We start from the raw sequence: 15,547 nt of genomic DNA, 5'->3' as shown, positions 1-15,547 counted from the left end.
TAGAGTTGGCCTTTTAGGTTACGCTATTATTCAATGATGAATAGAGGTTGATCAAATTCTATTGGCTCGCCATTTTCAGCTAAGATAGCTCTTACTGTACCGGCTTTATCTGACTCAATTTGGTTCATCATTTTCATAGCTTCGATAATACAAAGCGTATCGCCAACTTTAACTTGCTGACCAACTTCTACATACGCTGGAGCTTCAGGAGACGCTGCTGCATAGAAAGATCCAACCATTGGTGATTTAACTTGATGGCCAGTAGGTTCTGCTGGAGCTGCTGCTTCAACTGCTACAGGAGCTGCTGCAACTGGAGCAGGGGCTGCTGGCGCTGGTGCATATTGCTGTGGAGCAAATTGCGGGTAACCAGGGCCTGCGCTCATGTTGTTACGGTTAATACGTACTGATTCTTCACCTTCAGTGATTTCTAGCTCAGCAATACCTGATTCTTCTACTAATTCGATAAGCTTCTTTATCTTGCGAATATCCATTACACGACCCGCCTGTTTGTTTGTGTGTTAATTTAAAATTAAATCGAGTTTTTCAACCGGCTCACAGCTGCATTTAATGCTGCGTGGTAACCCATTGCACCTAATCCACATATCACGCCTTGTGCCACATCAGAAAAATACGAATGATGACGAAAGGCTTCACGTGCGTGCACATTACTTAAGTGCACTTCAAAAAACGGAATATCAACACTTAGCAATGCATCACGTAATGCAACGCTTGTATGCGTAAATGCAGCAGGGTTAATTATTATGTAATCAACCGCTTGCCAAGCACTGTGTATTCGCTCAATGAGGGCTTGCTCACTATTACTTTGAAAATGTGCTAACTCAACATCTAGACTATCAGCGGCACTGGTTAGTTCGCTCATAATTTCACTTAGCGTTTGAAAACCGTATTTATCCGGTTCACGTTTGCCAAGCATGTTCAAATTTGGACCATTTATAACTAAAAGGTTAAATTTTGCAGCCATAATACGCGATATATCCTATAAGTAATGAGTTAAGCGGTTGCTAAGTAGTTTTTCGCTTTTAAGTAAGCAGAAAAAAGTAATGTAGCAACAAATTCTCACGTTAACCAACTATTATAGTGATTTCGATGTAAATAGCAGCAAAATACTGGTCCAATCTCTATTTTGGGAACGAATAACTAGGAGGGAGTCGTAAGCCACTTGGTATATCCAAGTGGCTCTATTGCACTATTATTGTGCGCTGGCGCGCACTGTAGCAAGGTGTTTAGCAAAATCTTCTGCGTTTAAAAAGCCGGTTACACGTTGTGTAGTTAGCTCTTTACCTTGGCTGTTAAAAAACAAAATACTAGGTAAACCAAACACGGTGTACTCTTCCATTAACTCAATTGTTTTATTGTCACTGTTAGTTAAATCAACTTGAATTAGCTGATAATGGCTAAATTCACTTTGCACTTTGGCATCTGGAAACGTGTAATGCTCAAACTCTTTACACGCCACACACCAGTCAGCATATAAGTCGACCATAACCATTCGACCTTCATTACTCGCTTGCGCTACGGCCTCTTTTAGCTCAGCTAAATCCGCCACCTTTTTAAACTCATTACTTTGTGAGTTTACTTGCACAGCTTGTACTGACCAAAAGTAGTTTTTAGTTAACGTAAACCCTGTCATAACTAATAGCGTTGCAACAAACCACAATGCAGTTTTTAACTTGCTTTGTGTTTGGCTACTTTGCCAGTGATGTAGGTAAAGTGCCGTTGCTAATGCAAGCACACCGGCCATTAATAATATAATGTCGGCGCTCACTAGTCGCTCAAGTAATATAAGCGGCACAACGAGCATCACAAAACCAAACAAGGTTTTAACTTGCTCCATCCAACCACCTGCTTTAGGCAGCAATTTACCGCCAGATGTACCAAGTAATAAAAGTGGTAACCCCATACCTAAACTAAGCACGTATAGTGTTAAACCACCTACTAAGTAATCACCACTTTGCGCAACAAATAAGAGCGCCGCCGACAGTGGCGCTGTAGTACACGGTGATGCAATTAGCCCCGACAGTACGCCCATTAAAAATACGCCAACGTAGTTGCCGCCTTTTTGATTGTTACTTACTTGGGTTAGCTTGCTCATCATACTGCTTGGCAGTTTTATTTCGTACCAACCAAACATCGACATAGCCAATAATACAAATAGTAAACTAAAGCTAACTAGTACAAATGGATGCTGTAAATACCCCTGAACTTGCCCACCAAGCGCCGCAACAACTAAACCAAGCGCTGCATAGGTAACTGCCATACCTTGTATATATACAAACGACAACGCAAACGCTTTTTTAGTTGAAAGGTTTTGCTGACCCGCAATTAAGCTCGACAAAATAGGAAACATAGGGAATACGCAGGGCGTAAAAGCAAGGCCTACACCAACAACAAAAAATATGAGTAAATTAGTTATTAAGCCCTGACTTGCTAATTGCTCAGTAAAAGTGAGCTCTTTTTCGGTATCATCCGAATTTGTTGTAGGTTCAGTAGTTGGCTCGTTGAGTGCTGCAAATGTACTTTGCGCAGTTGCCGCTTCATCAGTGGCGCTATTTTGATCTACATTTTTAACCTGTGCGCCACTAATAACACTAAGTGGGATGCTAATTACTTCTGGTGGATAGCAAAGCCCTGCTTTTGCACAGCCTTGGTAACGAACTTTAACCACGGCGCCTTCGGTTATATTACTTAGCTTACTAATAACACTCGCGGAATTAAAAAAAACCTCTGTTTTACCAAAAAATTCATCTTCAATAATTTCGCCACGGCCAGAGTCGCCTACTTGAATGTTTGCACCTTTGGCGATAATTTCTATTTTCTTTTTATATAAATAATAGTCTGGCGCTATATCCCAACCTACAAACAAGGTACTGCCTTGCTGGTCAAAATCAAAAACAAACGCTTGGTCTACAGGTAAAAAAGTCTGTTGCGGAGGCCCAAGTAGATCACCAAGCACATTATTAGTCGCAGCCTTTACGGGTACAGTTAATAATGTAACCAACAATAAAAAGAAAAAACGCATTAATTCAGTACCTCGTCCATCCAATTAAAATACGCCAAATTACCGGTTGAAACTTCTACAACCTGAATCTCCGGCACTTCGTAGCTATGTAGCTCTTTTATTGTTAAAAACACATCGTTCATTTTATCTGCTTTTGTTTTTATAAGTAGCTTGGCTTCAGTTGCTTCTGCTACTTCGCCCTCCCACATATAAATAGAGCCCATGTTAGGTAAAATATTTACACAAGCTGCTAGCTTTTTTTCTACCAACGCCCTTGCTAGGCTGCGTGCTTCTGCTTCGTCTTTGCAAGTCGTAAAAATCATTTTAAAATGCGTAGTCATTATGAACCTATTCTTATTGGACAGTGTCTAGCTTCATAGTATCTGATAGCCGATACAATGTGTAGACGCTTAAATATCAGTAAAATGACTATACCTATGCCCTAACCTTGAAAAGAGACCTAGTCACCCTCATTTATATTTCATCAACTCTTTTGAGTGTCATTATTTAGAGAGCGCTATGTTTAGATTTTTATTTGTGTTGTTTATCATCATCCCTATTATCGAAATCGCTTTGCTGATTCAAGTAAGCGATGTGATTGGCGGATTTGCAACAATTGCACTTGTTGTTATTACCGCGATTTTAGGTGCCAAAATGGTTAAAACACAAGGTATGGGTGCGCTGCAAAACGTACAAGCGCAAATGGCGCAAGGGCAAATGCCAGCCAAAGAATTATTTACCGGAATATGCGTTGTAATTGCAGGGGTATTATTACTTACCCCTGGCATTATGACCGACGTGTTTGGGTTACTATTATTAACGCCTGCAATTCGTAACAAACTGGCCGCAGGCCTTGCTAGCCAAGCAACTGTTAGAATGAGCGCAGGTAGGCAACAAGGGCCATCGCCGTTTGCTGGGCAGCAACATGCTGAACGAGAGCAAGGGCAAATGGAACGACCAACGACTATTGATGGCGAATATGAGCGAAAAGATTAAAAATTTATCATTTTTTCTCTTGGAATTTCACACTCTACCCCCATTAATGAATGCAAATTAGAAAAGCTTTTTTCTGTACTGTTCAGAAACTGTTAGGAGAACTAAAAAACATGAACATTCGTCCTTTACAAGATCGCGTAATCGTTAAACGTCTAGAAGAAGAAACAAAATCTGCTGGCGGTATTGTATTAACTGGCTCTGCAGCTGAAAAATCAACTCGCGGAGAAGTTGTAGCCGTAGGTAATGGTCGCGTTTTAGATAACGGTGACGTGAGAGCGTTAGAAGTTAAAGCCGGTGACACTGTGTTATTTGGCTCATATGTTGAAAAAGTTGAAAAGATCGAAGGTCAAGAGTACCTGATCATGCGTGAAGATAATATTTTAGGCATTGTAGGCTAAACCTACTTTTCGTTTATAAACATTTAAGAATTTAGAGGAATTTAAAACATGGCAGCAAAAGAAGTACTTTTTGCAGGTGACGCACGCGCTAAAATGCTAACTGGCGTAAACATCCTGGCAAACGCAGTAAAAGTTACATTAGGTCCTAAAGGCCGTAACGTTGTACTAGATAAATCATTTGGCTCTCCAGTTATCACTAAAGATGGTGTATCTGTAGCAAAAGAAATCGAACTTGAAGACAAGTTTGAAAACATGGGCGCACAAATGGTTAAAGAAGTTGCATCTAAAGCAAATGATGCAGCCGGCGATGGTACAACTACCGCTACAGTACTTGCACAGTCTATTGTTAATGAAGGCCTTAAAGCTGTTGCAGCAGGCATGAATCCAATGGATCTTAAGCGCGGCATCGACAAAGCAGTTATTGCTGCTGTTGCAGAGCTTAAAGCGTTATCTGTTCCTTGTTCTGATACTAAAGCAATTGCACAAGTAGGTACTATTTCAGCTAACTCTGATCAAGAGATTGGTAATATCATTGCTCAAGCAATGGAAAAAGTAGGCCGCAACAGTGGTGTTATTACTGTAGAAGAAGGTCAATCACTTGAAAACGAACTAGATGTTGTTGAAGGCATGCAGTTTGACCGTGGTTACTTATCTCCTTACTTTATCAACAGCCCAGAAAAAGGCACTGTTGAACTAGATAACCCATTTATTCTACTTGTAGATAAAAAAATATCTAACATCCGTGAATTATTACCAACATTAGAAGCGGTTGCTAAAGCAAGTAAACCACTACTAATCATTGCAGAAGACCTTGAAGGCGAAGCACTAGCTACATTAGTAGTTAATAACATGCGCGGTATTGTTAAAGTATCAGCTGTTAAAGCACCTGGCTTTGGCGATCGTCGTAAAGCAATGCTACAAGATATTGCTGTATTAACTGGCGGTACTGTTATTTCTGAAGAAATCGGCTTAGAGCTTGAAAAAGCAACAGTTGAAGACCTAGGTACAGCTAAACGCGTAATTATCACTAAAGATGATACAACTATCATTGATGGTGCTGGCGAAGAAGCGGGTATTACTGGTCGTGTTTCTCAAATTAAAGCACAAATTGAAGAAGCTACATCTGACTACGATAAAGAAAAACTTCAAGAGCGCATGGCTAAACTAGCTGGCGGTGTTGCAGTTATCAAAGTAGGTGCTGCTACTGAAATCGAAATGAAAGAGAAAAAAGACCGCGTTGAAGATGCATTAAATGCAACTCGTGCAGCGGTTGAAGAAGGCGTAGTACCTGGCGGCGGTGTTGCACTTGTACGTGCTGCTAGCAAGCTAGTTGATTTAGTTGGCGACAACGAAGATCAAAACCACGGTATTAAAGTTGCACTTCGTGCGATGGAAGCACCACTTCGTCAAATCGTAACTAACGCAGGCGACGAAGCATCAGTTGTAATTAACGCAGTTAAAGGCGGCGATGGTAACTACGGTTACAACGCAGCAACTGGCGAATACAACGACATGATTGAAATGGGTATCCTAGATCCAACTAAAGTAACACGCTCTGCGCTACAGTTTGCAGGGTCTATTGCGGGTCTAATGATCACTACTGAAGCAATGGTAGCTGAAATCCCTAAAGACGAATCTGCTGGTGCACCTGATATGGGCGGAATGGGTGGTATGGGCGGAATGATGTGATAAACATCACCGTTTAAGCACCTCCCTTATATAAAAAACCAGCTTCGGCTGGTTTTTTGCTTTTTAGTATAAAAATCATTGATATTGTTTAATTTATACCCATACCTAAGTTACGTATAACTAAGATTTATATTAAATGGATTTATTAAGTAATAACACAATATTCATCTTCTTTGTTTTTGTTGCCCTTGTAACTGGGTTATTTTCATTCGTAGTTTGGGCTATGCTCAAAATGGTCACGTGGGGTAAAAGTATGTCTAAGGGGCTTATTTATTTTTAGCATTCTTTCCGCTTATTTCTATTATTCCTATCCCACCGCCTACATACGAAAATGTACAAAAAGCAAAACAAGAACAAAAAAAACGCAAAGAAGACTCAGGTGATCCACCCGATGATGAAGACGAACTCGTAAGTTAATTCATATTACATACTGCGGGCATATACCCTACTTGATCGTTTGCTAAATATGATAAAAAGCACATTTATTTAATAGTACGGAGTAAACCAAATATGACTAACGTTCAACAGCATATCGGCAGCATTGCATTAGTTGTTAAGGACTACGACGATGCCATTGAGTTTTATACTCAAAAGCTAAATTTTGAATTAGTCGAGGATACTAACTTAGGAGATGGTAAACGTTGGGTGTTAATTTCACCTCCAAATTCAAACAGGGCTAATTCGAGCAGGACTAATCTACTGTTTGCTAAAGCCACAACACCCGAACAAATGAGCGCTATTGGTAATCAAACGGGTGGTCGCGTGTTTTTATTTTTGCATACTAATGATTTCTGGCGAGATTATAATTTAATGCTTTCTAAAGGCGTTACATTTAACGAAGAGCCTAGAGTAGAACCCTATGGCACCGTAGTGGTTTTTGAAGACCTCTATGGTACAAAATGGGATTTACTGCAGCCTAATAATTAGTTATGTAAAGTGACGCTTTAACTCACGTCACTTTATTAACTAACTCTCTTACAATTGCGAATAAATCACTGGGTAGCATTCCTCTTTGCCCGTCTCGCTCACTTGCGATATCACCAGCTTTAGCGTGCAGTGTTACGCCATAGCGTGCTGCTTCATCAATAGTTAAACCTTGAGCAAGTAATGCCCCAATAATACCAGTGAGTACATCGCCACTACCGCCAACGGCCAGTGCTGGGTTGCCATCTTCACACACCCACGTGTGCTGGGCATTATCTATTAATGTTCCTGCGCCTTTTAATACACAAGTCGCGTTATAGCGCTTGGCGCAAAGGCGAGCATAATTAAAGCGGTCTGATTCTATGTCGCTGGTACTAACACTTAGCAGTCGCGAAGCTTCGCCTGGATGTGGCGTAAGTACGCATTGCTCTAACACATACGATGAGGCTTGCTTAGCGAGTAAATTAAGGGCGTCTGCATCTATAACCAATGGCATTTTATTGTTTTGGCAATATTGCATTACTTCATCGAATGTTTGTTGTGCCCACTCGTCTTGCCCAAGCCCTGGGCCAATAACAACACAGCTTGCCCACTCTAGCGCTTGATGTAGGTTATTACTGCTTACCATAAGCTCTGGTCTGCCAATGCTAATAGGTGTTATTGAGCTTTCGTGTGTATACACCCTTACCATGCCAGCACCCGTTCTAAGAGCTGCTTCACTACTTAACCTAATTGCACCTGCAGTACCTTGATTGCCACCAACACATAAAAGCTTGCCATGGCTGCCTTTGTGACTATTGATTGCCCGCGTGGCAATTCCTTTAAAGCTATTAATATTTATCAAGGTTCCTGATGATTGAGCTATACAAGTAAACGCATCGCCAATTGCTAAATCATCAAAAACTAACTTACCGCTATATTGTTTACCTGCCGTCGTTGTGAGCCCTTGCTTTATACCTACAAAAGTAACGGTTGAAGTAGCTTGTACTGCGCACCCTAAAGGCTGTCCTGTATTTGCTTCAATGCCTGATGGAATATCAATGCTTATTACAGGCTTACCACTGTTATTTACAGCGTTAATTATATTCGCAAAATTATCGCGCACGGCGCTATTAAGCCCAGTACCAAGGAGCGCATCAATAACGATATCGCACTCATTAAGAGCATCTTTTGTAAAATGAGAAACCACCCCACCCGCTTCTATCCATAGCTGCTGCGCTTTTGCAGCATCACCTTTTAATGTTTTTTCGGGTTCAGCAGCGCATACTGTTACCTTTTTACCTGATTGCATAATAAGCCTAGCTACAACGTAACCGTCTCCAGCGTTGTTACCATGGCCAACAATGACTAATGTATGCTGCGCATCAAATAACTGCCATTGCTTATATACAGCCTCTCCTGCTCGCTGCATTAGGGTAAATAAATCACAATGACTGTTTTTAGCCGCTAAAGCTTCATTGTCTCTTACTTGTTGTGCGGTAAATAAGGTTTTATTAAGCATAAAGGCTCCTTTACTAGGTGATACTTCACCTTATCAAATACTTATATCTAGCGGCTAGTTCTGTTGATAAATTTAAACTGCAATTTTATTTAAAGTCTAACACTCCCGCTTCAACTTGGGCATAGCTCACTTGAGCACGCCTAACTTGAGCAAGGTGAGCTAATTAAAGTATAATGCAGTTAATTAAAGGCTTGGTTTACTTGTAATCCAAGCCTGTTTATTTTTAGGTAGAGAAAAGCATGGCACAAACTCGCGGTAACTTATTTATTTTATCAGCCCCTTCAGGTGCTGGTAAATCAAGCTTAATCAATGCGTTATTAAAAAAACACGCTGATATGAAAGTATCTGTATCACATACAACTCGCGCCCCTCGCCCAGGCGAAGAAAATGGTGTGCATTATCACTTTGCATCTACAGATGAGTTTAAAGCGCTTATTGCCAAAGATGACTTTTTTGAATGGGCCCAAGTGTTTGACAATTACTACGGCACATCAAAGCAGGCTATTGAGTCGCAACTTGATGCGGGTATTGATGTGTTTTTAGATATTGATTGGCAAGGCGCGCAACAAGTGCGCGAAATAATGCCAAGCGTGAAAACTATTTTTATACTACCTCCTTCAAAAGAAGAGTTAGAGCAACGCTTAAATAATCGTGGCCAAGATTCGGCTGAGGTTATTGCCTCTCGTATGGCAAAAGCACAATCTGAAACATCACATTATAACGAATACGACTATGTAATTGTTAATGATGACTTTGAGAGCGCGCTTGGCGACATAGAAATGATTGTAATGGCTCAGCGCTTAACCCTAAAAGCGCAAGAAGAACGCCATCAAGTTTTACTAAATAGCCTGCTTAAATAATTTAAGTCTATTTAAATCAGGCTTAGACAAGTAAAACTGATAAAAATTGAACACTGGCTATTGGCGAAAGTGGCTGCTTGCAGTAAACTACGTCTTTGATTTAAATTATTTTTGGAGTGCTGTGATGGCCCGCGTAACAGTTGAAGATGCAGTAGATGCAGTTGGTAATCGTTTTGACTTAATTTTAGTTGCGGCTCGTCGTGCCCGCCAAATTGCTGTTGGTGGTAAAACTCCACTAGTAGACCCTGAAAACGATAAGCCAACGGTAGTTGCTTTACGTGAAATTGAACTAGGTTTAGTTGATAGCTCTTCAATGGACTTAATTGACCGTGAAGAACAACAACACCAAGAAGCAGCTGAATTAGCTGCTGTTGCTGCTATTGTTGGTGGCAACCAATAATCGACCTCCCGGTCTGATTTAGCCAACGGCGCAGTATTTCTACTATAGCCGTTGGCAATCCTCTCTTTTCATCGTATATTCGTAGCTTACCTAATTTGCTTCACTAGGGCTGTTTATCTTTCGAGGTTAAATTTGCAGTAGTATGTTTGGTATTTAGGCAAGGCAGAGCCTATGTAGTGTGGTTATTCCCCATAAATAGGCGATAACGCAGCATAAATGCAAAACATGCGCTGCCTAAAGGGTTCTGCCTAGGGGCACTTTACTCTTTGTTGCTCGATTTTTACTTAGCCCGCTAGGCTAAAAACCTCGCGCCACAATTAAATCGCCCCTAGATTGAACAAATTTTAATCCTGAAAGGTCAACAGGCCCTAGAACATTGGAGTGTGAATGTATCTTTTTGAAGGTCTTAAAAAGAAAATCTCAGAATACTTGCCCGCTGCTGATGTAGAGCTGGTTCAAAAATCTTACGTGGTAGCCCGAGAGGCCCATGAAGGACAAACTCGCTCGAGTGGCGAACCTTACATAACGCACCCAGTAGAAGTAACCCAAATTCTTGCAGGCATGCATCTTGACCATGAAACGCTCATGGCCGCGCTAATGCATGATGTAATTGAAGATACTGATTTTAGTCAACAAGATTTAGCCGAGATATTTGGCGAAACTGTTGCAGAGCTAGTTGAAGGTGTGAGTAAGCTCGATAAGCTTAGCTTTAAAGATAAAAAAGAATTCCAAGCTGAAAACTACCGCAAAATGATTATGGCAATGACTCAAGATATTCGAGTCATTTTAATCAAGCTTGCTGATAGAACACACAATATGCGTACTTTAGGCGCATTGCGCCCAGATAAGCGCCGCAGAATAGCGCGTGAAACACTAGAAATTTACGCACCAATTGCAAACCGCTTAGGTATTCACGATATTAAAAATGAACTTGAAGACTTAGGTTTTCAAGCTTTATATCCTATGCGTCATCGCGCACTTAAATCGGAAGTTGCTAAAGCACGCGGTAATCGCAAAGAAGTTATTACTAATATCCAACATGAAATAGAAGCACGTCTTGAAGAATCAGGCATTAAAGCAACTGTGTCAGGCCGTGAAAAACATTTATATAGTATTTATAAAAAAATGCTTAATAAAGAACTGCTATTTAACGAAGTTATGGATATTTACGCGTTTAGAATTGCAGTTGACTCTATGGATACGTGTTATCGTGTATTAGGTGTAGCTCATAGTCTTTATAAACCTATTGAAACACGCTTTAAAGATTATATTGCAGTACCAAAAACAAATGGTTACCAATCGCTTCATACTTCATTAGTTGGTCCTCACGGTATACCTGTTGAAATTCAAATTCGTACTCATGATATGGATCATATGGCCGACAAAGGTGTAGCGGCGCATTGGATGTATAAAAAAGCAGGTGATGGCGCAGGTAATACTTCGCAGCAACGTGCTCGCCAGTGGATGCAGAGCTTATTAGAGCTTCAGCAAAGTGCGGGTTCATCATTTGAATTTATTGAAAATGTAAAAACTGAGCTATTCCCAGAAGAAATTTACGTATTTACACCAGATGGGCGTATTGTTGAGCTACCAATGGGTGCTACCGCAGTCGATTTTGCTTATGCCGTGCATACAGATGTAGGCAACACCTGCGTAGGCGCTCGCGTTAATCGCAAGCCGCACCCTTTAAGTAGGCCCTTAGATACAGGGCAAACTATAGAAATAATAACAAGCTCAGGCGCTCACCCTAATGCAACATGGCTAAACTTTATTGTTACTGGTAAAGCGCGTTTGGGCGTTCGTAACTACCTTAGAAGCCAGCATCATGAAGAAGCTATGCTTTTAGGGCGCCGCTTACTTGATTCAGCATTAGGTGAAAACAAACTAGATAGCATTGCTGATGAAAATATAGCGAGAGTACTTGAGGAGCACGAACTAACAACGCTTCTTGAATTACTTGTAGAAATTGGCTCTGGTAACCTAATGAGCATGTTAATTGCCAAACGCCTATTACAAAATGACAGCGACGACTTAACTGATATTACCAGCCAAGCCAAAGCGACCATTATTGGTACTGAGGGCATGCTAGTTAATTACTCTAAGTGTTGCCGACCTGTACCTGGCGATGCTATTACAGCTCATGTAAGCCAAGGTAAGGGCCTGACCGTTCACCGCCAAGAATGTAAAAACATCCGTGGCTGGGAAAATGAGCGCTCTAAATACTTAGTTGTAAAATGGGACGATAACCCAGAGAAAGAATATATTGCAGCTCTGAGAGTTGAAATTATTAATCATCAGGGGGCTCTGGCTAAATTAACCAATGTTGTTACTACAACCCAAGCCAATATTGTAGAAATAACCACCGATGAAAAAGAAAGTAATTTATACGTGATAGATTTAGGGGTTACCGTTAAAAACCGTATCCACGTTGCTAACATTATGCGCCGCATTCGCGTTATGCCTGATGTACAAAAAGTCTATCGTAAAAAGTAAAATAGGAAACACATGAATAAAGCATTTATCTCTACCGACAAAGCACCTGCTGCCATTGGCACTTACAGCCAAGCAGTTAAAGTAGGCACCGCTGTTTATTTATCTGGTCAAATTCCATTAGTGCCAGAAACGATGGAAATGATTTCAGAAGACTTTAGTGAGCAAACGCATCAGGTATTTAAAAATATCACTGCGGTATGTGAAGAAGCTGGCGGGCAAATTCAAGATTTAGTGAAAATAAATATTTATCTAACTGATTTATCTAACTTCGCGACTGTAAATGAAGTTATGAGCCAATACTTTAAGCAACCTTACCCAGCGAGAGCTGCATTAGGTGTTCGTGCACTTCCAAAAGGTGCACAAGTTGAAATAGATGGAATAATGGAACTTCCTTCTACCAATTAAGTATTACAGGCTATAGAGCCTCTCTATAGCCTTTTTTTCCCTCTTAGCACTTCGTTCTCTGTGACTTCTTGACTCAAATGTAAATTTCTAGCAATCTGTAGTTGTGTTTTAAAAAACAAACTTAACTTAAGTAGTAAAAAAGGATTAACTCGTGTTTAAGCTTGCCAACAATGGAAATGTTTTACTTGATGTAAAAGAACATATTCCTCCCAGCGCTGCATTTATTTTAGAGGCTCTCGAAAAGTCAGCTTTTTGCGACTGCAAAATAGATCATGACGCTATTAATGATTTTTTTAAAAACGAAAACACACAACACACTCTGGTTGTAGCAACAAAACACAATGCCACTTTAAATGTAACAATTAGCGACGATAAAATGCTGGCCATTGGCGAGCTAACCCTTGCCCAAGGCGGAAAATTATTAAGTTTAGAAGATGCAAAAAAACAACTCGTTAAAGCAGGAATTGTGCGTGGCTATAAGCAAGCATTTTTAGAGTTGCTACTGCAAAAACAGTTTGAGCATACAGCGGGTTCTGTCGTTAAGGGAGTATTAGCTAAAGGTAGGCTACCAAGTGATGGTTTGGCCACTAAACTAATAACAACCGTAGAGACTTTAAAAGACCGTTTAAAAACTCCCAAGCTCAAAGAAGATGGCAGCGTGGATATGCGCGACTTTGGCAAGCTTGCAAGCGTAGAGCCAGGCTCTGTGCTTATTCGCCAACAACCAGCAACCCCTGGTAAAGAAGGCTTCACCGTAATAGGTGACATACTGCCCGCAAAACCCGGAGAAAATAAACAATTAGTAGCAGGCGAAGGCACCGAAATATCAAAGCTAAATCCGCTTGAACTAGTCTCTACTATTTCAGGTGTTCCGGTTGAAATTAATAATGGTATGCGTGTCGACGATATTTTTACCATTTCAGATGTAAACGTAAAAAGCGGCCACATTGACTTTCAAGGCAGTGTTATTGTTACCCGCAATATAGACCCTGGAATGAAAGTAACAGCCAAAGGCGATATTACTATATTTGGCACTGTTGAATCAGGAGAGCTTACCGCAGGCGGAAACATCACCGTTAAACAAGGCATTATTGGCCATCAAAAAGCCGACGAACAATCACTGTCTTGTAAGCTTATTGCGCAAGGTGATATTCACGTCTCTCATTCACAGTATTGCTACCTAGAAGCAAATAATATTTTTATTGATCGCCAAACAAGCCACTGTGTAATGAAAGCTAAACGCTTACTGCAAGTTGGTCAATCCGACTTACCTAAGGGTAAAATATTTGGTGGCGAAATACTCGATGCAACGACCCTCATTGCTGGCGAAATAGGGAATGAATCAGGCGCTAAAATGATTATTAACCTAGCGGCTTCTGGCGCCGAAATAACCGCTGATACTGATAATTGCTTTAAAGACTTAGCTAAAACAGATGCACAGCTAGACACGTTGCAAGCAGCGCTAGAAAAAACTGATTTAGTGAAAGATGCCGAAAAGAAAAAACTATTAATTACTAAAATTGGTGCTACTCAAAAGCATTATTGTGAGCAGGCAGAGCAATTAGAAAAACGTCTTTCAAACTTAGATCACGACTTACACGATTTACTTAACGACGCTAATTTAGCGGTAAATTCTGTTTTGCATTCAGGTGTAGAGATTCATATTTTTGATAAAGTACTTAAAACAATCCGCAATTACCCTCCGTGCAACGTTAAACTTTTGAATAACAAAATTGAAATAGAGTTCAAAACAAGCTAATAACTGAGTGCTCTATTGAGCACTCAAATTTATTCACATTTAAAGTAAACCGCTTACCTCAGCATGTGTTTGCTGCGGCCATACACCCACTTGTACTTGACCAATATGCTGTTTTTGTAGCAAGAGCATAGCCAAGCGCGACTGCCCTATTCCACCGCCAATTGTTTGCGGAAATTTACTTTGTAGTAGCGCTTTATGCCAATCAAACTCTAAGCGGTCTTCATCTCCAGTTGTACTTAACTGCGCTTTTAAAACCTCAGGACTTACACGTATACCCATTGATGAAATTTCAAATGCGTCTTCAAGTACTGGGTTCCATACTAAAATATCACCATTTAAACCCATGTATTGCTCGCATGTTGGCGTAGACCAATCATCGTAATCTGGGGCTCTTACATCATGGATTTTGCCATCACCAAGCGCGCCACCAATACCAATTAAAAATACAGCACCATATTCTTGTGCAATGGCTTTTTCGCGCTGTTTAGCGCTAAAGTCAGGGTACATTTTACGTAGCTCTTCACTGTGCACAAACTTAATGTCGTCCGGTAAAAAAGGCGTCAAACCATAAGACTCACTTACAAAAGCTTCCGTCTCTTTTATCCCTTTATAAATAGATTGAACAGTTTGCTTTAGTGTTGCCAGCGAACGCTCTGTGGTTTCGTTAATTACTTTTTCCCAATCCCATTGATCAACATATACAGAATGAATAGGACTTAATGAATCTTCATCTGGGCGCAAAGCTTTCATTTGAGTGTAAATACCCTCACCAACACCAAAGCCATAAGTTGCTAGTGTTTTACGTTTCCACTTAGCCAATGAATGCACCACTTCGTAGCGGCTATCTGTAATCGCTTTTACATTTACAGCAACTGCGTTTTCATGGCCGCTTAAGTTATCTTGCGTGCCGTCACCTACTTTAGCCAAAATAGGGGCTTGAACCTCAACCAGCCCAAGTTGGGTTTCTAGTTGCTGTGAAAAAAATTGCTTAACTTTACTTATTTGCTGCTGTTGCTGCACATAGTGTGAACTCATAATAATTGGCCTCATTCCCAGTTATTGTTACTTGCTTAATTGATAAAAAGCGCCCTAACGAGCGCCTT

General features: G+C 40.6%; 15 protein-coding genes. 9 read left to right on the top strand and 6 right to left on the bottom strand.

What is annotated here, in order from left to right:
* Positions 1-26 precede the first annotated feature (26 nt).
* The 4 genes from accB to cutA all read right to left on the bottom strand — a co-directional run bounded on the left by accB (position 27) and on the right by cutA (position 3,360).
* Complete coding sequence (gene accB, locus GQR47_RS07325; RefSeq protein WP_002958842.1) at positions 27-491, bottom strand: acetyl-CoA carboxylase biotin carboxyl carrier protein; 465 nt, start codon at positions 489-491, stop codon at positions 27-29.
* 38 nt (positions 492-529) lie between these two features.
* Complete coding sequence (aroQ, locus tag GQR47_RS07320) at positions 530-982, bottom strand: type II 3-dehydroquinate dehydratase (RefSeq protein WP_002958841.1); 453 nt, start codon at positions 980-982, stop codon at positions 530-532.
* 228 nt (positions 983-1,210) lie between these two features.
* Positions 1,211-3,040 (bottom strand): protein-disulfide reductase DsbD, encoded by a 1,830-nt coding sequence (locus GQR47_RS07315; protein ID WP_165723679.1) that lies wholly within the window; start codon positions 3,038-3,040, stop codon positions 1,211-1,213.
* Positions 3,040-3,360 (bottom strand): divalent cation tolerance protein CutA, encoded by a 321-nt coding sequence (gene cutA, locus GQR47_RS07310; protein ID WP_002958839.1) that lies wholly within the window; start codon positions 3,358-3,360, stop codon positions 3,040-3,042. The genes GQR47_RS07315 and cutA overlap by 1 nt, the downstream gene beginning before the upstream one ends.
* Before the next feature lie 178 nt (positions 3,361-3,538).
* On the opposite strand from cutA, the gene GQR47_RS07305 reads away from it, so the two are divergent.
* From GQR47_RS07305 to GQR47_RS07290, 4 genes are all read left to right on the top strand, one after another.
* Positions 3,539-4,015 (top strand): FxsA family protein, encoded by a 477-nt coding sequence (locus tag GQR47_RS07305; protein WP_002958838.1) that lies wholly within the window; start codon positions 3,539-3,541, stop codon positions 4,013-4,015.
* 110 nt (positions 4,016-4,125) lie between these two features.
* Positions 4,126-4,413, top strand: a complete 288-nt coding sequence (locus GQR47_RS07300; RefSeq protein WP_002958836.1) for a co-chaperone GroES — start codon at positions 4,126-4,128, stop codon at positions 4,411-4,413.
* 48 nt (positions 4,414-4,461) lie between these two features.
* On the top strand, positions 4,462-6,102 hold the full coding sequence (gene groL / locus GQR47_RS07295; protein WP_165723678.1) for a chaperonin GroEL: 1,641 nt from the start codon (positions 4,462-4,464) through the stop codon (positions 6,100-6,102).
* A gap of 510 nt (positions 6,103-6,612) precedes the next feature.
* Positions 6,613-7,029 (top strand): VOC family protein, encoded by a 417-nt coding sequence (locus tag GQR47_RS07290; RefSeq protein WP_165723677.1) that lies wholly within the window; start codon positions 6,613-6,615, stop codon positions 7,027-7,029.
* A gap of 22 nt (positions 7,030-7,051) precedes the next feature.
* Here the strand turns inward: GQR47_RS07290 and GQR47_RS07285 are convergent, their stop codons facing one another.
* Positions 7,052-8,527: an NAD(P)H-hydrate dehydratase gene (locus GQR47_RS07285; protein WP_165723676.1), complete on the bottom strand. Its 1,476-nt coding sequence runs from the start codon at positions 8,525-8,527 to the stop codon at positions 7,052-7,054.
* Between the two features lie 239 nt (positions 8,528-8,766).
* Between GQR47_RS07285 and gmk the strand changes: the two genes are divergently transcribed.
* The 5 genes from gmk to GQR47_RS07260 all read left to right on the top strand — a co-directional run bounded on the left by gmk (position 8,767) and on the right by GQR47_RS07260 (position 14,444).
* Positions 8,767-9,387, top strand: a complete 621-nt coding sequence (gmk, locus tag GQR47_RS07280) for a guanylate kinase (RefSeq protein ID WP_024596677.1) — start codon at positions 8,767-8,769, stop codon at positions 9,385-9,387.
* A 124-nt stretch (positions 9,388-9,511) separates the two neighbouring features.
* Positions 9,512-9,787, top strand: coding sequence for a DNA-directed RNA polymerase subunit omega (rpoZ, locus tag GQR47_RS07275; RefSeq protein WP_002958829.1), 276 nt, complete (start codon positions 9,512-9,514; stop codon positions 9,785-9,787).
* 387 nt (positions 9,788-10,174) lie between these two features.
* Complete coding sequence (gene spoT / locus GQR47_RS07270; protein ID WP_002958827.1) at positions 10,175-12,280, top strand: bifunctional GTP diphosphokinase/guanosine-3',5'-bis pyrophosphate 3'-pyrophosphohydrolase; 2,106 nt, start codon at positions 10,175-10,177, stop codon at positions 12,278-12,280.
* Between the two features lie 12 nt (positions 12,281-12,292).
* Positions 12,293-12,685: a RidA family protein gene (locus tag GQR47_RS07265; RefSeq protein ID WP_002958826.1), complete on the top strand. Its 393-nt coding sequence runs from the start codon at positions 12,293-12,295 to the stop codon at positions 12,683-12,685.
* Between the two features lie 151 nt (positions 12,686-12,836).
* A complete protein-coding gene (locus GQR47_RS07260) occupies positions 12,837-14,444 on the top strand; it encodes a FapA family protein (RefSeq protein WP_165723675.1) in 1,608 nt (535 codons plus the stop codon).
* 39 nt (positions 14,445-14,483) lie between these two features.
* On the opposite strand, the gene asnA is transcribed toward GQR47_RS07260, so the two are convergent.
* Entirely contained in the window at positions 14,484-15,479 is a 996-nt protein-coding gene (gene asnA, locus GQR47_RS07255) for an aspartate--ammonia ligase (protein ID WP_165723674.1), read from the bottom strand.
* Positions 15,480-15,547 lie beyond the last annotated feature (68 nt).

Source organism: Pseudoalteromonas sp. Z1A2, assembly GCF_011378755.1.
Classification (GTDB): Bacteria; Pseudomonadota; Gammaproteobacteria; order Enterobacterales; family Alteromonadaceae; genus Pseudoalteromonas; species Pseudoalteromonas distincta.
This window is presented reverse-complemented; position numbering and strand designations above follow the sequence as displayed.